21 protein-coding genes and 1 tRNA gene are annotated in these 18,205 nt (G+C 68.6%); 14 read left to right on the top strand and 8 right to left on the bottom strand.

Annotated elements, in window-relative coordinates; translation table 11 throughout:
• Positions 1 to 55: 55 nt before the first annotated feature.
• From pgl to eda, 4 genes are read left to right on the top strand one after another with little or no spacing between them, the layout of a single operon-like run.
• Positions 56 to 730: a 6-phosphogluconolactonase gene (pgl, locus tag O4N75_RS20645; RefSeq protein ID WP_269627275.1), complete on the top strand. Its 675-nt coding sequence runs from the start codon at positions 56 to 58 to the stop codon at positions 728 to 730.
• 17 nt (positions 731 to 747) lie between these two features.
• Positions 748 to 2,574, top strand: coding sequence for a phosphogluconate dehydratase (edd, locus tag O4N75_RS20640; protein ID WP_269627274.1), 1,827 nt, complete (start codon positions 748 to 750; stop codon positions 2,572 to 2,574).
• Entirely contained in the window at positions 2,571 to 3,548 is a 978-nt protein-coding gene (glk, locus tag O4N75_RS20635; RefSeq protein ID WP_269627273.1) for a glucokinase, read from the top strand. Before edd ends, glk begins: the two co-directional genes overlap by 4 nt.
• Complete coding sequence (eda, locus tag O4N75_RS20630) at positions 3,545 to 4,162, top strand: bifunctional 4-hydroxy-2-oxoglutarate aldolase/2-dehydro-3-deoxy-phosphogluconate aldolase (protein WP_269627272.1); 618 nt, start codon at positions 3,545 to 3,547, stop codon at positions 4,160 to 4,162. Before glk ends, eda begins: the two co-directional genes overlap by 4 nt.
• Before the next feature lie 290 nt (positions 4,163 to 4,452).
• Here eda and O4N75_RS20625 read toward each other — a convergent pair whose 3' ends face one another.
• Genes O4N75_RS20625 through O4N75_RS20615 form a run of 3 tightly spaced genes read right to left on the bottom strand, consistent with a single transcriptional unit; the run spans position 4,453 to position 7,160 of the window.
• On the bottom strand, positions 4,453 to 5,235 hold the full coding sequence (locus O4N75_RS20625; RefSeq protein WP_269627271.1) for an enoyl-CoA hydratase/isomerase family protein: 783 nt from the start codon (positions 5,233 to 5,235) through the stop codon (positions 4,453 to 4,455).
• Positions 5,232 to 6,398 (bottom strand): acyl-CoA dehydrogenase family protein, encoded by a 1,167-nt coding sequence (locus O4N75_RS20620; protein ID WP_269627270.1) that lies wholly within the window; start codon positions 6,396 to 6,398, stop codon positions 5,232 to 5,234. The genes O4N75_RS20625 and O4N75_RS20620 overlap by 4 nt, the downstream gene beginning before the upstream one ends.
• A gap of 27 nt (positions 6,399 to 6,425) precedes the next feature.
• Positions 6,426 to 7,160 carry a helix-turn-helix domain-containing protein gene (locus tag O4N75_RS20615; protein ID WP_269627268.1) on the bottom strand — a complete coding sequence of 245 codons (735 nt, stop codon included), beginning with the start codon at positions 7,158 to 7,160 and terminating at the stop codon, positions 6,426 to 6,428.
• Between the two features lie 122 nt (positions 7,161 to 7,282).
• Here O4N75_RS20615 and O4N75_RS20610 point away from each other — a divergent pair, with 122 nt between their 5' ends.
• Together O4N75_RS20610 and O4N75_RS20605 are read left to right on the top strand one after the other, a co-directional pair.
• Complete coding sequence (locus O4N75_RS20610) at positions 7,283 to 8,500, top strand: CoA transferase (RefSeq protein WP_269627267.1); 1,218 nt, start codon at positions 7,283 to 7,285, stop codon at positions 8,498 to 8,500.
• Entirely contained in the window at positions 8,500 to 9,036 is a 537-nt protein-coding gene (locus O4N75_RS20605; protein WP_269627266.1) for an AAA family ATPase, read from the top strand. Before O4N75_RS20610 ends, O4N75_RS20605 begins: the two co-directional genes overlap by 1 nt.
• Positions 9,037 to 9,187: 151 nt before the next feature.
• Here O4N75_RS20605 and O4N75_RS20600 read toward each other — a convergent pair whose 3' ends face one another.
• The 3 genes from O4N75_RS20600 to O4N75_RS20590 form a co-directional block, all read right to left on the bottom strand.
• Positions 9,188 to 9,604 carry an OB-fold domain-containing protein gene (locus O4N75_RS20600; protein WP_269627265.1) on the bottom strand — a complete coding sequence of 139 codons (417 nt, stop codon included), beginning with the start codon at positions 9,602 to 9,604 and terminating at the stop codon, positions 9,188 to 9,190.
• Between the two features lie 2 nt (positions 9,605 to 9,606).
• A complete protein-coding gene (locus O4N75_RS20595; protein ID WP_269627264.1) occupies positions 9,607 to 10,791 on the bottom strand; it encodes a thiolase domain-containing protein in 1,185 nt (394 codons plus the stop codon).
• Positions 10,792 to 11,009: 218 nt separating this feature from the next.
• Positions 11,010 to 12,479: an AMP-binding protein gene (locus tag O4N75_RS20590; protein WP_269627263.1), complete on the bottom strand. Its 1,470-nt coding sequence runs from the start codon at positions 12,477 to 12,479 to the stop codon at positions 11,010 to 11,012.
• 191 nt (positions 12,480 to 12,670) lie between these two features.
• Here O4N75_RS20590 and O4N75_RS20585 point away from each other — a divergent pair, with 191 nt between their 5' ends.
• The 4 genes from O4N75_RS20585 to O4N75_RS20570 all read left to right on the top strand — a co-directional run bounded on the left by O4N75_RS20585 (position 12,671) and on the right by O4N75_RS20570 (position 15,352).
• Positions 12,671 to 14,218, top strand: coding sequence for a class I adenylate-forming enzyme family protein (locus tag O4N75_RS20585; RefSeq protein WP_269627262.1), 1,548 nt, complete (start codon positions 12,671 to 12,673; stop codon positions 14,216 to 14,218).
• Positions 14,215 to 14,709 (top strand): ribonuclease E activity regulator RraA, encoded by a 495-nt coding sequence (rraA, locus tag O4N75_RS20580; protein WP_267231673.1) that lies wholly within the window; start codon positions 14,215 to 14,217, stop codon positions 14,707 to 14,709. The genes O4N75_RS20585 and rraA overlap by 4 nt, the downstream gene beginning before the upstream one ends.
• 11 nt (positions 14,710 to 14,720) lie before the next feature.
• Positions 14,721 to 15,161, top strand: a complete 441-nt coding sequence (locus tag O4N75_RS20575; RefSeq protein WP_269627261.1) for a PaaI family thioesterase — start codon at positions 14,721 to 14,723, stop codon at positions 15,159 to 15,161.
• 101 nt (positions 15,162 to 15,262) lie between these two features.
• A tRNA-Ser gene (locus O4N75_RS20570) sits at positions 15,263 to 15,352 on the top strand.
• Positions 15,353 to 15,394: 42 nt separating this feature from the next.
• Here the strand turns inward: O4N75_RS20570 and O4N75_RS20565 are convergent.
• Positions 15,395 to 15,709 (bottom strand): hypothetical protein, encoded by a 315-nt coding sequence (locus O4N75_RS20565; protein ID WP_269627260.1) that lies wholly within the window; start codon positions 15,707 to 15,709, stop codon positions 15,395 to 15,397.
• Positions 15,710 to 15,899: 190 nt separating this feature from the next.
• Between O4N75_RS20565 and O4N75_RS20560 the strand changes: the two genes are divergently transcribed.
• The gene (locus O4N75_RS20560) at positions 15,900 to 16,538 is read left to right on the top strand and encodes a glutathione S-transferase family protein (RefSeq protein ID WP_269627259.1); all 639 of its coding nucleotides are present in this window, start codon (positions 15,900 to 15,902) and stop codon (positions 16,536 to 16,538) included.
• A gap of 125 nt (positions 16,539 to 16,663) precedes the next feature.
• Complete coding sequence (locus O4N75_RS20555) at positions 16,664 to 17,290, top strand: DUF202 domain-containing protein (RefSeq protein ID WP_269627258.1); 627 nt, start codon at positions 16,664 to 16,666, stop codon at positions 17,288 to 17,290.
• A 7-nt stretch (positions 17,291 to 17,297) separates the two neighbouring features.
• On the opposite strand, the gene O4N75_RS20550 is transcribed toward O4N75_RS20555, so the two are convergent.
• Positions 17,298 to 17,459 (bottom strand): hypothetical protein, encoded by a 162-nt coding sequence (locus O4N75_RS20550; protein ID WP_267231677.1) that lies wholly within the window; start codon positions 17,457 to 17,459, stop codon positions 17,298 to 17,300.
• 106 nt (positions 17,460 to 17,565) lie between these two features.
• Between O4N75_RS20550 and pth2 the strand changes: the two genes are divergently transcribed.
• Together pth2 and O4N75_RS20540 are read left to right on the top strand one after the other, a co-directional pair.
• Positions 17,566 to 17,907, top strand: a complete 342-nt coding sequence (gene pth2 / locus O4N75_RS20545; protein WP_267231678.1) for a peptidyl-tRNA hydrolase Pth2 — start codon at positions 17,566 to 17,568, stop codon at positions 17,905 to 17,907.
• A gap of 4 nt (positions 17,908 to 17,911) precedes the next feature.
• Positions 17,912 to 18,181: a hypothetical protein gene (locus O4N75_RS20540; RefSeq protein WP_269627257.1), complete on the top strand. Its 270-nt coding sequence runs from the start codon at positions 17,912 to 17,914 to the stop codon at positions 18,179 to 18,181.
• Positions 18,182 to 18,205: the final 24 nt, after the last annotated feature.

Here is an 18,205-nt window from a genome sequence, read left to right as displayed (position 1 = left end):
CCTGCCGGCGTGAATCGGTGGCGCGTTCGTCGCCGTGCTGCGTTATGGGCGGACCATGATCGAGAGCTATGCAACCGCGGCCGAGCTGGCCGCCGCCGCCGCCGCCGCCACGACCGAGGCGCTGGCCGGAGCCCTGGAGCAGCGCGGGGCGGCCAGCCTGGTGGGCACCGGCGGGCGCTCGCCCGCGCCGGTCTACGACCTGCTCGCCCAGGCCGAGCTGGACTGGAGCCGCATCGCCGTCACGCTGTCCGACGACCGCTTCGTGCCGATCGCCTCGCCCGACTCCAACGAGCGGCTGGTGCGCGAGCGGCTGCTGACAGGGCCGGCCGCGGCGGCGCGGTTCGTGCCGATCAGCGTCGCCGCGAGTAGCGTCGAGGCCGCCGCCGACAAGGTGGAGGCTGACGTGCGCGCCATGGCGCCCTATGACGTCATGCTGCTGGGCATGGGGGAGGACGGGCACGTCGCTTCGCTCATACCCGGTTCGCCTGCGCTGGATCTGGGCATGGATCCACGCGGAACGCGCTTCTGCCTGGGAATACCCGCCGGGGTCGGTTCGCCGCCGCTGGCGCGGGTGACCATGACCATGCCGGCTCTCCTGCAGGCTCGGCTGATCCTGGTGCTCATCTCCGGGGCCAAGAAGCGTGACATCGTGGAGAAGGGGAACGGTCTGCCCGTGCACGCGCTGCTCGAACAGGCTAAAGCGCCTGTGCGCGTTCTCTGGACCCCCTGAAAGAGTCGGAGCCAGTCATGCCTGTCGCGTTGCATCCCGTCACCGCCGCCGTCACCGCCCGCATCGTCGAGCGCAGCCGTCAGTCCCGCGCGGACTACCTGAAACGGATGGAGGCGGCGCAGCACGACGGTCCGGGGCGGGCCAAGCTGTCCTGCGCCAACTGGGCCCACGCGTTCGCCGCCGAGTCGGACGGCGTGAAGCAGAAGATGCGCAACCCGACCGCGCCGAACATCGCCATCGTCTCGGCCTACAACGACATGCTCAGCGCCCACCAGCCGCTGGAGCGCTTTCCGGCGATCATCAAGGCCGCCGCGCAGGAGGTCGGGGCCGCGGCCCAGTACGCCGGCGGCGTGCCGGCCATGTGCGACGGCGTCACCCAGGGGCGCCCTGGCATGGAGCTGTCGCTGTTCTCGCGCGACGTGATCGCCATGTCGACGGCGGTCGCCCTGACCCACGACGCCTTCGACGGCGCCCTGATGCTGGGAATCTGCGACAAGATCGTCCCCGGGCTGACGATCGGGGCGCTGGCCTTCGGCCACCTGCCGGTGATCTTCGTACCCGGCGGGCCGATGAGTTCGGGCCTGTCCAACGCCGAGAAGGCCCGCGTGCGCGGCCTGTTCGCCGAGGGCAAGGCGACCCGCGACGAGCTGCTGGACAGCGAGATGAAGTCCTATCACGGACCGGGCACCTGCACCTTCTACGGCACCGCCAACTCCAACCAGATGATGATGGAGATGATGGGGCTGCACCTGCCGGGCTCGGCCTTCGTGCACCCGAACACCCCGCTGCGCGACGCCCTGGTCGCCGCCGCGCCCAAGCGGGCCATCGAGATCGCCCAGGGGACCACCGCCTACACCCCGATGTCGGCGGTGGTGGACGAGAAGGCCATCGTCAACGCGCTGGTCGGGCTGCTGGCCACCGGCGGCTCGACCAACCATACCCTGCATCTGATCGCCATGGCGCGGGCGGCGGGCGTGCTGATCGACTGGTCGGACTTCGACGAGCTTTCCAAGGTCACGCCGCTGCTGGCGCGGGTCTATCCGAACGGCAGTGAGGACGTGAACGCGTTCCACGCGGCCGGCGGCATGGCCTTCGTGGTGCGCGAACTGCTCGACGCGGGCCTGGCGCATGAGGACGTGGTCACCGTCGCCGGCCAGGGCTTGCGCCACTATCAGACCGAGCCGTTCCTGGAGGACGGCAAGCTGGTCTGGCGCGAGGGAGCCAAGGAAAGCCTGAACCGCGACATCCTGCGGCCGGCCTCCGATCCGTTCCAGCCCGAGGGCGGCATCCGGCTGCTGACCGGCCCGCTCGGCCGGGCGGTGATCAAGACCTCGGCGGTCAAGGACGAGAACCTGGTGGTCGAGGCCCCGGCCATCGTCTTCGAGGACCAGGACGACCTGCTGGAGGCGCACAAGCGCGGCGAGCTGAACCGCGACTTTATCGCCGTGGTCCGCTTCCAGGGCCCGACCGCCAACGGCATGCCCGAGCTGCACAGCCTGACCCCGGTGCTCGGCGTGCTGCAGGACAAGGGTTTCAAGGTGGCGCTGGTCACCGACGGGCGGATGAGCGGCGCCTCGGGCAAGGTGCCGGCCGCGATCCACGTCAGCCCAGAGGCCGCTCATGGCGGTCCGCTGTCGCAGGTGCGCGACGGCGACGTGATCCGACTGGACGCACACGCCGGAACGTTGGAGATCAAGCTCGATTCCGCGCAGTTCGCCGCGCGGGAGAAGCTGAGCGTCGCCCAGCCCGGTTTCGGCTATGGCCGTGAGCTGTTCGGCTGGATGCGCCGGGCGGCCGCGCCGGCCGAACAGGGCGGCGGCGCGCTTTTCGGAGACGTTGCGTGAAGACCATCTATACCGGCCTGGTCGGGGACATCGGCGGCACCAATGCGCGCCTGGCCGTGGTCGATTCCACGGGCCGTATTCGGAACCCCAAGACCTATCCGGCGGCCGAGTACGGCGCCCTGACCGAAGTGATCGGCGAGTACCTGGAGACCACGATCGGCCGCCAGAAGGTTCACACCGCGGTGATCGCTGTGGCCGGCCCGGTGGTCGACGGCGAGATCGAGTTCACCAACCTCGACTGGCGGGTGTCGGAAGGCGAGCTGATCGGCACCTTCGAGTTTCACTCGGCCAGGCTGATCAACGACTTCGCGGCCCAGGCCCTGGCCGCGCCGGTGCTCGACCCCGACGACCTGAAGATCATCGGCCCGGCGATGCGCGGGGCCGAGGGCGCGCCGATCCTGGTGCTTGGGGCCGGCACCGGTTTCGGCGTCTCGATGGTGGTGCGCACCGACCGCGGCGACATCGCCGTGCCCTGCGAAGGCGGTCATGCGGGCTTTGCGCCCTATGACGGGGTCGAGGCGGCGATCTGGGCTTCGCTGCGCCGGACCTATGGTCGCGTCTCGATCGAACGAATCCTCTCGGGGCCGGGACTCTACGCGCTCTACCGCGGCCTGGCCGACGTGCGCGGCGTGCCCGCGGAGCTGAAGGACGAAAAGGAAGTGCTGGCGGCCGGCCAGAAGGGCGGCGACCTGCTGGCCGAGGAGACCCTCGACCGCTTCTGCGAGATCCTGGGTTCGGTGGCCGGCGACATCGCCCTGACCTGCGGCGCGCGCGGCGGGGTCTATGTCTCGGGCGGCATCGCCCCGCGGTTGGCCGACCGGCTGGCGAGCGGCGGCTTCCGCCGGCGGTTCGAGGACAAGGGCCGGCTGTCCGACTACACCCGCGAAATCCCCACCTATCTGATCGTCCACCCCTATGCGGCGCTGGTCGGCGCCGCGCGCGTGCTCGAGCAACTGGAAGGAAGCCCGCTGTGACCCTTGCCGAGACCCTCAAGCTCGCCCCGGTGGTGCCGGTCCTGATCATCGAGGATGTGGCCCAGGCCGTGCCGCTGGCCAAGGCGCTGGTGGCAGGCGGGCTCTATGCGCTGGAGGTCACCCTGCGCACGCCGGTGGCGCTGGACTGCATCCGCCGCATCGCCGGCGAGGTCGAGGGCGCGGTGGTCGGGGCGGGCACCATCACCACCGCCCAGGCGCGGCAGTCGGCGGCCGACGCCGGCGCACGGTTCGGCGTCAGCCCTGGCCTGATCGACGGCGAGAGCGTCGACGGGGCCCTGCCGCTGCTGCCGGGGATCGCCACCGCCAGCGAGCTGATGCGCGGCATGCGCGCCGGCTTCACCCACTTCAAGCTGTTCCCGGCCAATGTGGTCGGCGGCGTCGGGGCGCTGAAGGCGTTCGCCAGCCCCTTCCCTCAGGTGAGCTTCTGCCCGACCGGCGGGATCGACGCCAAGAACGCCCCCGACTATCTGGCCCTGCCCAACGTGATCTGCGTCGGCGGCAGCTGGGTGGCGCCCGCGGACGCCGTCCGCGCCGGCGACTGGGGCAGAATCACCGAACTGGCGAAGGCGGCGTCGGCGCTGGGGAAGAATTAGTCGAGGCCGGATGGCGCTGCTCCGCAGCGCGGCCCCTCACCCCAACCCTCTCCCCGCAAGCGGGGCGAGGGAGTTTAGGGCGCGTTCCCTCTCCCCGCGGGGAGAGGGTAGGGTGAGGGGGCTGCTGACTCAGCAAGCTGCTGTCATCCCGGTTTGCGAAGCAAGACCGGGACCCATGAACACCTGATCGTGCAGGTCGGCCCACGCGCCTGGCCCCACTCCGCCGGCGCGGCGCGAATGGGTCCCGGTCTTCGGCTGCGCCGAAACCGGGATGACGCTCGGTGTTCCGCCTAGCGCCCCTTGAACACCCCCGGCCGGCGCTCCTGCACCGCGCGGACGCCTTCGGCGAAGTCGTCGGTGGCGCGCAGGATGGTCTGTTCGGCGTGCTCGTGGGCGGTCTGGGCGCGGACCGCCGAAGCCAGATCCCCACGCAAAGTCTTGCGGGTGGCGATGACCGCGAGCGGCGCGTTCTCGGCGATCTCGGCGGCCAGGGCCTGGGCGGCGGGCAGCAGCTCGTGCAGCGGGACCATCTCGTCGGCCAGGCCCCAGGCGAGGGCTTCCTCGCCCTTGATGCGGCGGCCGGTCAGGAACATCAGGTTGGCGCGCTGCACGCCGATCAGGCGGGGCAGGGTGTGGGTCAGGCCGAAGCCCGGATGGAAGCCGAGCTTGACGAAGTTGGCCGAGAACCGCGCCTCGGGCGCGACCACCCGGAAGTCGGCGACCAGCGCCAGGCCAAGGCCCGCGCCGACCGCCGCGCCCTGCACGGCGGCGATGATCGGGGTCTCGACCGCGAACAGCCGCACCGCCTGCTCGTAGAGGCTGTCGATGCCGCTCATGCCGGTGCCGCCGATGCCGGTCGGCGAGACCAGGTCTGCGCCGGCGCAGAAAGCCCGGCCGGCGGCGGCCAGCACCACGGCGCGGATGTTGTTGTCGCGGTCCATCGCCTCGAGCGCGTCGGCGAGATCGCGCATCAGGTCGACCGAGACGTGGTTGTTGGCCGGCCGGTCGATGACGATCGTCGCCACGTGGCCGTCGGTGGTGAGGGTCAGGTGGTCGCCGTAAGCGGTCTTCATCGTCTCGATCCCATCAGGTTGCGGGCCACCACCCATTTGTGGACTTCGGTGGGGCCGTCATAGATTCGCATGGTGCGCAGGCGGTTGGCCATCAGCTGCAGCGGCAGCTCCTTGGTCATGCCCATGGCGCCGAAGGTCTGCATCGCGCGGTCGACGACCTCCCAGGCCATCTCGGTGGCGTAGGCCTTGATCATCGAGATCTCCACCCGCACGTCGCGGCCCTGGTCCAGTTTCCAGGCGCAGTCGTAGGTCATCAACCGGGCGGCGTGGATGCGGGTGGCGGCGTCGGCCACCCACCACTGGATCGCCTGACGCTCGCTGAGCGGCAGGCCGAAGGTCTTCCGCTGCGGCGCGTACTCGCAGATCATGTCCAGCGCCCGCTGGGCCATGCCGATCGACCAGGAGGCCATCTCGATGCGGCGGGTGCCCAGCCGCAGCTGCATGGGGGCGAAGCCGTTCCCCTCCTCGCCGAGCAGCTTCCAGCCCTCGACCCGGCAGTCCTCCAGCGCCACCTCGTAGGTCGCCTGGCCCCCGATCATCGGGATTTTGCGCAGCACGTTGAAGCCGGGCGTCCCCTTGTCGACCAGGAATGCCGACATGCCGCCGCGCGCGCCCTTCTCCTTGTCGGTCACCGCCATCAGGATGGTGAAGTCGGCTTCCTCGGCCCGGCTGATCCAAATTTTCCGGCCGTTGATCACCCAGTCGTCGCCGTCGCGCACCGCGCGGGTGATCATCCCCGCCGGGTCGGCCCCGGCGCCGGGCTCGGAGATGCCGATGGCGCTGATCGTCTGGCCGGCGACATAGGGGGCGAGATAGGCCTGCCGCTGGCGCTCGTTCACGGTGGCGGCCAGCATCCGCAGGTTCGGGCTGTCGGGCGGCAGGGTGTAGGGCGTGATGGTCTTGCCCAGCTCCTCGTTGACCCCGACCATCGCCACGGCCGGCAGGTCGACGCCGCCGACGTCCTCGGGCGCGTCCAGGCCCCAGAGGCCGAGCGTCCTGGAGACCTCGTCGAGGCGGGCGTTCTCGGCCGCGCCGATGCCCAGGCCCTGGCCGTCGGCCTCGCGGGCCAGCACGCCGGCTTCCAGCGGCATCAGCTCGTCCTGGACGAACCGCGCGACCAGTTCCTTGAGCATCCTGTGTTCGTCGGAGAGCGCGAAGTCCATGGTTCGTTTCCCCCTCGGCCCTGTTCTTCAGGCCATAGTTTCCGTGGCGGCGCGCAAGCGCCGAAGATGGTCGTCCAGGTCGCGGTCCAGCTGCTCGACCGGCCCGGCGAGGCCGAGCGCGAACCGGCGACCGAACGGCGCCTGGGGCAACAGCACCGCCACCATCCCCACCCCCTGCGCGAACAGGCTGCGCGAGAAGACGAAGCCCTGACGGCGGATGGTCGTCAGGTCTTCGGCCAGGGCGTCTGCGTCGATCCGATGGTCGGGATCGGCGATGTTGATCCGGCGCACCAGCAGCTCGACGTCGCGCCGCGGCAGGCCGCTGAGCAGCAACTGGCCGATCCCGCTGCGCGCCAGCGGCCGGATAGTCCCCGGCGAGGGCGCGTAGTGCAGCGGCTCATGCGAATGCTCGACGTGGACGTAGTGCGCATAGAGGTCGCTCTGGGCCCCCAGTACGACGGTCTCGCCGGTCTCGTCGCGCATGGCCTTCATGAGCGGCAGGATATTCATCCCGCCGAACAGGGTGTTGGGGACCCAGTCCCCCAGCACGGCGATGCGCATGGTCGGCAGGTAGGTGCGGCTGGCGCGGTCGTACTGGAGGTAGCCGAGCACGACCAAGCTCTTCAGCACCATGGCGCCGCTGGAGGTCGGATAGGATAGCTGGCGGCAGATGTCCTTCAGCGAAAGGGGCCGGCGGGCCCGGTCGAAGTATTCGAGGATCTCGAAGACGCGTTGGGCCGATTTCACTGCAGGGGAGGTCACCTGTCGAGCCGCCTTCCAGTTTTCCGTATATGTGAAAATGTAGCTGACGCGGGGGCGCCATTGCCAGCGTTGACGCGCGCCGCTTAGCTCGCTGCAATCGCGACAGAACAAGGGAGCCCAGGGTGTCGGACAAGAAGCAGCTGGCCAGCGAGGCCACTGGGCCGCTGAAGGGGATCCGGATCCTCGACCTGACCAGCGTGGTGTTCGGCGCCTATGCGACCCAGATGCTGGGCGACCAGGGCGCCGAGGTGATCAAGCTGGAGGACCCGGGCTCGGGCCGCGGGACCGGCGGCGACATCATGCGCTGGCCAGGTCATACGCCGGAGGGCTGGCCGCGGGATCTGGGGCCGATCTTCCTGACCATCAACCGCAACAAGCGCTCGGTGGTGTTCAACCTGGCCGACCCGAAGTCGCGCCGCAGCCTGGAGGCGCTGATCAAGAGTTGCGACGTGTTCGCCACCTCGATCCGCTATGAGGGCCTGAAGCGGCTGGGCCTGTCCTACGAAGAGGTCAGGGCGCTGCGGCCGGACGTGGTCTATGTGCACGCCGCCGGCTACGGCTCGGAAGGTCCCTATGCCGGCGAGCCGGCCTATGACGACCTGATCCAGTCGGCCTCGGGCTTGGCCGACGTGCTGCCGCGAACCGATGGGAACCCGACGCCGCGCATCCTGCCCAGCCTGATCGCCGACAAGGTCTCGGGCCTGTTCATGTGCCAGGCGATCACCGCCGGCCTGCTGAGCCGCGAGCGCACGGGCCAGGGCCAGTTCATCGAGGTGCCGATGCTGGAGTGCGTGACCAGCTTCAACCTGGTCGAGCACCTCTACGACCACGCCTTCGATCCGCCGACCGGCCAGTGGGGCTATCAGCGGGTGGTCAATCCGCACCGCAAGCCGTTCCCGACCAAGGACGGCTACATCGGCCTGCTGCCCTATACCGACAAGCAGTGGGACATCTTCTTCGACGTCGCCGGCTGGGGCGAGACCTTCGGCAAGGACCCGCGGTTCCAGGGCCTTGAGCGCGGCAAGAACATCCACGAGCTCTACGCCTTGGTCGAAACAGTGACGGTGACCAAGACCACCGACGAGTGGCTGGACCTGCTCAAGCCGCTGTCGATCCCGGTGACGCGGACCAACCGGCTGGACGACCTGCCCGAGGATCCGCACCTGAAGGCGGTCGGCTTCTTCGAGAAGTACGACCATCCGCAGGCCGGGACCTATGTGGCCATGAAGCCGCCGGTGAAGTTCACTGGAACTCCATCGAACATCCGTAGACACCCGCCGCGGCTGGGCGAGCATACGCAAGAGGTGCTGGCGGAGGTGTCGCAGACCGAAGGGGCCTGATGCGTATTGCGGTGGTCGGCAGTTCCGGGTCGGGCAAGTCGACCTTGGCCAAGAGGTTGGCCGGGGACCTGGGCCTGCCGCACATCGAGCTGGACGCCATCAACTGGCAGGCCGGCTGGAAGGACCTCAACAGCCACGATCCGGACGAGTTCGTCCGCCGGGTCGCCGCGGCGGTCGGCCAGGACGCCTGGGTCAGCGACGGCAATTACAGCAAGGTCCGGGACCTGGTCTGGAACCGGGCGACGCACCTGGTGTGGCTGGACTACGAGCGCAGCGTGATCATGCCGCGGGTGATCCGGCGCTCGGTGCTGCGGGCGATCGACCGGACCGAGCTGTGGCCGGGCACCGGCAACCGCGAGGACTGGCGGATGTGGCTGTCCAAGGAGCACCCGATCCGCTGGGCCTGGGACACCTGGGCGCGGCGGCGGGACGAATACGCCGCGCGGGTCGGCGACCCGCGCTTTGCGCACCTGCAGATCCACCGCCTGCGCCATCCGCGCGAGGCGGAGGGGCTGGCGGAGCGGCTGTCCAGCTAGTGGTGTCATCCCGGTTTGCGTAGCAAGACCGGGACCCATGAACACCGGATGGGACAGGATGCAGCTCGGCCTGGCCCGTTCCGCAATCGCAGCGCGAATGGATCCCGGACAGCCGCTGCGCGGCGTCCGGGATGACACTCTGCTTGCGCCTCTAGACCGGCACGAACACCGGGACCGGCGGGCCGTTCTCGGTGGGCTGGAACTTCACCTTGACCTTCTGGCCGATGGACAGGGCCTCGGGCGCGACGTCGACGAAGTTGGTGAACACCGCCGGGCCCTCGTTGAGGGTCACGTAGCCGATGCCGTACGGGCCGGACGGCGAGCGACGCATGATGCTGTAGGTGTAGATCACGCCCTCGCCGGGGCTCTCTTCCCAGACGGTCTTGTCCGAGAAGCAGAACGGGCAGAGCGCGCGCGGAAACCAGTGGGCCTGGCCGCAGTCGTTGCAGCGCTTGATCAGGAACCGGCCTTCGGCCGCGGCGTCCCAGAAGGGCTTGCTCTCGATCGTCACGGCCGGGGCCGGGATCGGGCGGGTCATCACCTCGGGGCGGTCTTGGACGTCGGTCATGCTTAGGCCTCCCGTTCCATGATGAGGGTGGCCGCGCCGTGGCGCGTGCCGAGCGAGCCGCCGGTGCCGTGGGCGAGGGCGATGTCGCAGTTGGGGACTTGCACCTTGGGATGGGCCTCGCCGCGGAGCTGGCGCACCGCCTCGATGACCTTGGTGATGCCGCCGCGGTTGGTCGGGTGGTTGTTGCAGAGCCCGCCGCCGTCGGTGTTGAACGGCAGCTTGCCGACCCCCGAGATCAGGTTGCCGTCGGCGACGAACTTGCCGCCCTGGCCCTTTTCGCAGAAGCCGAGGTCTTCGAGCTGCATCAGCACCGTGATGGTGAAGCTGTCATAGATCGAGGCGTACTTGATGTCGGACGGTTTCACGCCGGCCTCGCCGAAGGCGATCGGGCCGGACCAGACCGCGCCCGAATGGGTGAGGTCGAGGCCGCGGCCCCCCATCGGGCCCTTGGGCGACTCGCCGGCGCCCATCACCTTGACCTTCGGACGGTTGAGGCTCTTGGCGATCTCGGGAGACACCACGATCAGCGCGCCGCCGCCGTCGGTCACCACGCAGCAGTCGAGCAGGTGCAGCGGATCGGAGATCATCCGGGAGTTCACCACGTCCTCGACCGTCACCACGTCCTTGAGGAAGGCGTTGGGGTTGTACTGGGCGTGATGGCTGGCGGCGACCTTGATCCAGGCAAGCTGTTCGCTGGTGGTGCCGTACTCGTACATGTGGCGCATGGCGCACATGCCGTAGGTGTTGTGGGTGGTGCCGCCGTAGATATTCTCGAAGCCGGCCTCGGGCGGGCCGTCGGTCAGCTGACCGGGCTTGGCTGAGCCGCCGCCGAAGAACTTGTTCTGGCGCGGACGGCCGGCGAGGGTGATCAGCGCCACCTTGCACTTGCCCTCGGCGATCGCCTGGGCCGCGTGGCCGACGTGCAGCAGGTAGGACGAGCCGCCGGTCTCGGTGGAGTCCATGTGGCGGACGTTGCGCAGGCCCATGTAGTCGATCATCGACATGGCGCCGAAGCCCGGGGCGTCGCCGGCGCAGAAATACCCGTCGATGTCGTCCTTGGTGAGGCCCGCGTCCTCCAGCGCGCCCTTGGCGCATTCGGCGTGGAGTTGCGGGGTCGACTTGTCGGGCGCGTCGCGGAGCGGATGCTCGTACGCCCCCATGATGTAGGCCTTGCCTTTTATGCTCATGCGTTTCCCCGGTAATTATCTTTGAAGAATGGAAGCTGGCTTATCGCGGTGCAGCATCGGCGGCAACCTCGGAAGCCGTTGGTGTCATCCCGGTTTGCGAAGCAAGACCAGGACCCATTCGCGCCGCGGTGCGGGATGCGGCGCGGCCCCGTCATCGCCCGCGCGATCTGGTGTTCATGGGGCCCGGACAGCCGCTGCGCGGCTTCCGGGAGTCGCCGCTAGGCCGGCTGCGCCGCCAGGCGTTCGTCGCGCAGGGCGCTGCGGCGGACCTTGCCGGCGTCGTCGCGAAGCGGTTCGTCGACGAATTCGTAGGTCCGCGGTTGCTTGTAGGTGACCAGCCTGGCGGCCAGGTGCGCGCGCAGCGAGGCCTCGTCGCGCGAGCCCTTGGTCTGGACGATGGCGTGGATCTTGTTGCCGAGGTCGTCGTCCGGGAAGCCGATCACCGCGCAGGACTGCACCTCGGGGTGCTCCTCCAGCGCCGCCTCGATCTCGGCCGGATAGACGTTGGAGCCGCCGACCAGGATCATGTCGGTGCGCCGGTCGGCCAGGTAGAGATAGCCGTCCTCGTCGAACCAGCCGATGTCGCCGAGGCTCTCCCAGCCGCCTTCCAGCACCTTGGCCGTGGCGCCGATGTACTTGTAGGAGGGCGGCGCGCCCTCGGGCCGGCGCATGTAGATCTCGCCGACCTCTCGCGGGGGCAGGAACGATCCGTCCTCGCCGACCGCGACCATCTCGCCGACCGTGACCTTGCCGACCGAGCCGCGGTGCTCGAGCCACTCGGCGCCGGAGATGGTGGTGACGGCCTGGGCCTCGGTGCCGGCGTAGAGCTCCATCACCGTCTCGGGCCCGACCCAGCGGATGAAGGCCTCCTTCAGCCAGGCGGGGCAGGGCGCGGCCAGGTGCCAGAGGGTTTCCAGCGACGACAGGTCGTACTTGCCGCGCACCTCCTCGGGCAGATGCCAGATGCGGTTCATCATGGTCGGGACCAGATAGACCCAGGTCGCCTTGTTGCGCGCGATCTCGGCCAGGGTGGCCTCGGCCTCGAAGCGGGGCATCAGCACCATGTGGCAGCCGACGCTGAAGGCCGACATCATCATGCCGAAGCCGGCGTTGTGATAGAGCGGCGCCGGCAGCAGGGCGACGGAGCCGGGCTTCAGCCGCCAGCCGCCGACCTCGGGCGTTTCCTTGGCGGTGACGCCGGGCTGGCCCGACAGGATCAGCTTTGGACGGCCGGTGGAGCCGCCGCTGGTCGGGGCCTTGGAGACCGGGGCGATGGCGTCCGGCAGGTCGCTGTCGTCGTCGGACAAGGACAGCAGGTCGGGGATCGACAGCAGCGGCCGGTCGATCTGGTGGTCGAACTGGGCGATGACCACCGGCGTCTTGGCCAGCTCCATGATCGCTTCGAGCTCGCCCTTCGGCAGGCGGAAGGAGATCGGCTGCGGCGTGGCCCCCAGCTTCCAGATCGCCCAGCAGGCGACGGCGAAGTCGGTGGAGTTGGGCAGGCCCAATGTGACCAGGTCGCCGAACTTGACCCCCTTGGCGGCCAGGCCGCGGGCGGCGCGGTTGGAGAGCCTGTGGAACTGCTCGTAGGTGAGGGTGGTCTCGCCGCAGGTCACGGCGGGTGCGTCGGGCTTCAACTGCGCCAGCTGCGCAAGCTTGGCGCCGAGCGAAATCATCTCATCGGACATGGCCGGATTTCCGTCCCCTGGAAATGGATCGGGCTCTGACGGCCCGTTGATCGAAGAATGAGGCGCCGCCGGAATGCGAGTGGCGGACGCTGCAGTTTCCTTTGGGGAAGGCTTGCGACGCAAGCGCCGATTGCGGTTGTCGCCGTTTCGGGCTTTAGGGGTTCGTACAAGTGTTTGAGAGGGAGACGTCGATGTCCGTGGAAGAACTGCTCACCCAGGAATTCGGCACGCTGGCCGACGTCATCCGCGCACAGGCGGTCGAGCTGAAGGACAAGCCGGCCCTCGTCGACGCCAAGCGGACGATCTCCTACGCCGAACTCGACACGCTGATGGACCGCATCGCCGTGGCGCTGCAGCGCGACGGGGTGGGCAAGGCCGACGTGGCAGCGATCTGCGCGACGACCTCGGTCGAGTACGGCGCGAGCTTCTTCGGAATCTTAAGGGCCGGCGCGGTCGTCGCGCCGCTGGCGCCGTCCTCGACGCCCGAGAGCCTGGTGATGATGCTCAATGACTCGGGCGCCAAGGTGTTCTTCCTGGATGCGGGCGTCGCCAAGCAGCTGGAAGGCGTCGCCGATCAGATCACCGCCAAGCGCGTGGCGCTGGACGGCTCGGACGCCGGGGTGGCGTTCGAGGCCTGGCTGGCTCCGGCCGGCGCGAGCCCGGCCCCGGTCGAGGTCGATCCCGACCAGGGCTTCAACATCATCTATTCGTCGGGCACCACCGGCGCGCCGAAGGGCATCGTCCAGCCGCACGCGATGCGCTGGGGCCAGATTCGCCGCGGGGTCTATCCGGCCGACTCGGTGACGATGATCTCCACTCCGCTCTATTCGAACACGACGCTGGTCTCGTACCTGCCGACGATCTCCAACGGCGGCACCGCGGTGCTGATGCCGAAGTTCGACGCCGAACAGTTCCTGAAGCTGTCGGAAAAGCACCGCGTAACCCACGCCATGCTGGTGCCGGTGCAGTACCGCCGGATCATGGAGCGGGCCGACTTCGACAGCTACGACCTGTCGAGCTTCAAGATGAAGTTCTCGACCAGCGCGCCGTTCTCGCCGGAGATCAAGGCCGACGTGCTCAAGCGCTGGCCGGGCGGCCTGATCGAGTACTACGGCATGACCGAGGGCGGCGGCTCCTGCGGCCTGCTGGCCCACGAATATCCGGACAAGCTGCACACGGTCGGCAAGCCGCTGCCGGGCCACGACATCCGGCTGATCGGCGAGGACGGGGTCGAGGTGCCGCAAGGCGAGATCGGCGAGGTCGTCGGCCGCTCCGGCGCGATGATGGTCGGCTACCACAACCAGCCGGGCAAGACCTCCGAGGCCGAATGGTACAGCCCCGAGGGCCTGCGCTACATCCGCACCGGCGACGTCGGCCGCTTCGACGAGGACGGCTTCCTGACGCTCATGGACCGCAAGAAGGACATGATCATCTCGGGCGGCTTCAACATCTATCCGAGCGACCTCGAGGCCGAGATCGTGCTTCATGAGGCGGTGCTGGAAGCCGCCGTCGTCGGCGTGCTGTCGGACAAGTGGGGCGAGACGCCGGTGGCGTTCGTGGCGCTACGGCCCGGCAAGAGCGTCGGGGCCGACGAGCTCAAGGAGTGGGTCAACGCCAAGCTCGGCAAGACCCAGCGGCTGGCCGACCTGATCCTCGTCGACAGCCTGCCGCGCAGCCACATCGGCAAGGTGCTGAAGCGCGACCTGCGCGACGAATACAAGGGAAAGGCCACCGCGTGAGCCAGATCTCGGTCGCCGACCTCTGCGACGAACATGAGGGAACCATCGAGGTCTGCGAGACCCAGTTCCGCGACCTCGGCGGCAAGACCGCGTTCTCCGGCCCGATCCGCACGGTGCGCTGCCACGAGGACAACTCGCTGGTGAAGGCGACCCTGGCCGAGCCGGGCGAGGGCTGCGTGCTGGTGGTCGACGGCGGCGGCTCGCTGCACCGGGCGCTGGTCGGCGACATGCTGGCCGCCGACGGGGTGAAGAACGGTTGGGCCGGGGTCGTAGTCTACGGCGCCGTGCGCGACAGCGTGGTGCTCGGCACGCTCGACATCGGGATCAAGGCGCTGGGGACCAATCCCATGCGCAGCGTCAAGCGCGGCGAAGGGGTGGTCGACACCCCGGTGGCGTTCGGCGGGGTGGTCTTCCTGCCCGGCGACATGCTCTACGCCGACGAGGACGGGATCGCGGTGCTGCCGGCGCCCGACGACGAGGACGACGAGTAAGGAGCTTTTCGATGGCCGACGCCTTCACCGACCTTAGCGGCAACACGCCCGACGACCTCAACGCCATGCAGCAGGGATTCCTGCCGGGCGAACTGGGGCTGGAGGTGCTGGAGGCGCGCGAGGGCTACCTGCACAGCCAGGTGAGGGTCGAGCAGAAGCACATGGCGCCCAACGGCTTCATGCATGCGGCCAGCGTCATCGCGCTGTTGGATTCGGCCGCCGGCTACGGCTGCCGGATCTCGCTGCCGCAGGGCGCGGTCGGCTTCACGACCATTGAATTGAAAAGCAATTTCCTCGGAACGGCCAAGGCCGGCGAGGTGGTGACCTGCGAAGCCAAGCTGGTCCACGGCGGCCGGATGACCCAGGTCTGGGACGCCGTCGCCACCCATGCCGACAGCGGCAAGGCCATCGCGCTGTTCCGCTGTACGCAGATGATCCTCTATCCGCGTTGAAAGATCGCAAAACGCCCGCTTGATCTCGCGGGGCCGGATGAGTAGGTTCCGCGCCTCGCGCTCAGCGGGCTCTCTTTCTTCGAGGCCCGAACGACGTCTCTGGAGAGGTGGCTGAGTGGTCGAAAGCACCGCACTCGAAATGCGGCGTACCTTTACGGGTACCGTGGGTTCGAATCCCACCCTCTCCGCCAAAATCCAGTTTTAGGAACGTCGGCGCCGGCCTTGGCCGGATGTTACTTCGGCTCCGAGCATTCTAGCCACGTCTCGCCGTAGCCTGCGTCGCGCCCGTCGATCTCAGTCTCTCTAGTCACCCACTTGCGGCAGGTTGCCGGCATCGCTTTCGCGGCCTTCGGCATCTGACAGCGATACTCGCCGTTCTCTGGTGACGATGGCGCGATCACGCGCCCGCCCGCGCGCTGGCAGTCGTTCATGGCCTTCATGAACTGGCCGTACGTGCTGCTTTGAAAGCCAAGCGGGTAGGACCGATCGACGGCGCATGCGGTGAGGACAAGCGGGCACAGCAGCAAGGTTAGCGCGCGGATGCTCAAGGTGACGGAATCTCTGATTGGCGAGCTGTCTGGCGGCGCCCAACCCTAGGCTAACGTTGAGTGCGAGCGTCTTCCAGACCCAACGGCCGAACTGGCCGGAGCACACTACAAATCACCCGCCAAAAACCGCTGCTGACAAACCGCTGTCAGCAGCCGCGCGTTCTGTTGGCGCAAACCAATGGAGCGACCCATGTCCGACCTCGTCTTCTACACCAACCCCATGTCGCGCGGCCGCATCATCCGCTGGATGCTCGAGGAGGTCGGCCAGCCCTATGAGACCAAGGTCCTGCGCTGGGAGACCGGGGAAACGAAGGGCGCCGACTATCTGGCGATCAATCCGATGGGCAAGGTGCCGGCGATCGTCCACGACGGGGTGGTCGTCACCGAATGCGCGGCCATCTGCGCCTACCTCGCCGACGCCTTCCCACAGGCCGGTCTGGCGCCTCCGGTGAACAGCCGTCTGCGCGGGCCCTATTATCGCTGGCTGTTCTTCGGGGCCGGCCCGATCGAGCAGGCCGTCGCCGCCAAGATGACGAACCTGGAGCCGACGACCGAGCAGCGCACGTCGCTGGGATATGGCTGCATGGAGGATGTGCTGGCGGCCGTCGAGGGCGCGGTGGAAAACCGCGCCTATCTGGTGGGCGACAGCTTCACCGCCGCCGATCTCTATCTCGCCTCGCACCTGTCCTGGGGCATGAACTTCGGCACGCTGGAAAGGCGGCCGGCGTTCGAGGTCTATGCCGAGCGCCACCTCCAGCGTCCGGCCGCCCTGCGCGCCGACGAAATCGACAACGCGCTCATCGCCGCCGCCGCGGAGACGGCGTCCTGAACCGTGGCAGGTGGTCCGGTTTCCGGGCCATCTGCCCATGCGCCCCCTGGGGATAACCCCGATAGACCGCTCAGGGGGCGGCCCGCACTCTCGCGCCTGACAGCCATCAGTCAGGGCGAAGATATATGGCCAAGCTGCCGTCCGCCGGGCCGACCCGGCCCAAACGGGTGCAGAACCCGCCGCTGCCGCCGTTGCCCGACGTGAGCGGGCTGGACGCCGACTCCGCGTCGGTCACCTATTCCACCCATCGCACCAAGCTCTCCACCCACCGGACCGACCTGTCGGAGCATCGCACGGACCTGTCGGAGTTCCGCACCGACCTGTCGACCGAGCGCACCGAGATGTCGATGCGGCGGACCGGGATGTCGTTTCAGCGGACGCGGATGAGCGACGACCGCACGCTGATGTCGGTGATCCGCACCTCGTTGTCGCTGATCGGCTTCGGCTTTACGATCTACCAGGCGTTCCAGAAGCTGCGTGACGCCGGCGCGATCGCCAGCGCCGCGGCCCCGCGGAACTTCGGCATCGCGCTGGTGACGCTGGGCATACTGATGCTGATCATCGGCATGGCGCGCCACGTAAAGTTCATGCGTGAACTGAAGGCGACCCGCGAGGCCATGGCCAAGGAAGGCCTGATCTTCGCCGAGAGCACATTCCCGGTGTCGTCGACGTTCTGGATCGCGGTGGCGCTGCTGTTGCTCGGCTTTGGCGCGATCATCAGCATGGTCTTCAAGATCGCGCTGTTCGGCTAGACCGGCCCTAGCGCGACATCCAGGGCTTGGACTTGGACGAGGAGCGGGCGGCCGCGGCCTGCTCGCGCTGAAAGCGTCCGCCGCGCGGCGGCTTCGGCCGCGCCTCGATGGCCTCTTTCTTCAGGCGCAGGGCGCGCTGGATCGGGGTTTCGTCGGGCGTGTCGGTCATGCGGGAGAGTCCTTGCGAGACGCGATCCTAACGGCATGGCGATGAGGTGTCCGGGTAAAAAACGGCGGCCTTGCCTTTCGGGGGGCTTGGCGGGCACACACCGCCCATGAAGCAAGTCATCGTCGTCAACGAGGCGCTCGGCCTGCCGCCCGGCAAGATGGCCGCCCAGGTCGCGCACGCCGCCGTCGGCGGGCTGCTGAACGCGCCGCGCGAGCAGCAGGCCGGCTGGCTGCAGGCGGGCATGCCCAAGGTGGTGCTGCGCTGCGGTTCGGAGGCCGAGTTGTTCGAGCTGGCGCGCCAGGCCGAGGCGGCCGGCCTGCCGGTGATGCTGATCCGCGACGCTGGCCGCACGGTGGTCGCGTCCGGCACGCCGACCTGCGTGGGCATCGGCCCCGACGAGATTTCCAAGATCGACGCCGTGACCGGCGCGCTCAAGTTGATGAGGTAGGACGATGGTCTTTTCGACCAGACAGGGCAGCGGGGTCCTGGGGACCCAGGAACAGCCGCTGGAGGCGGTGACCTTCGAGGCGACCATCGAGCACGCCCAGAACTCGATCCTGTCGTTCATCGCCAAGATCCGCACTTGCAGCGGCCGCAGCCTGGCCGAGCTGAAGGGCCAGAACCTGGTGCTGCAGATCGACGACGGCCCCGCCCTGGGGGTGATGATCGTCCACGTCGAGGGCGACGGCGACGAGGCGGTGCTCAACCTCTCGGCCAGATGACCGACGCCGACGCGGAGGTCCCGG

Origin of the sequence: Phenylobacterium sp. NIBR 498073, from assembly GCF_027286305.1 — a bacterium.
Lineage (GTDB): Bacteria > Pseudomonadota > Alphaproteobacteria > Caulobacterales > Caulobacteraceae > Phenylobacterium.
The sequence above is the reverse complement of the archived record's forward strand: the minus strand, read 5'-3'. Positions and strand labels throughout refer to the sequence as shown.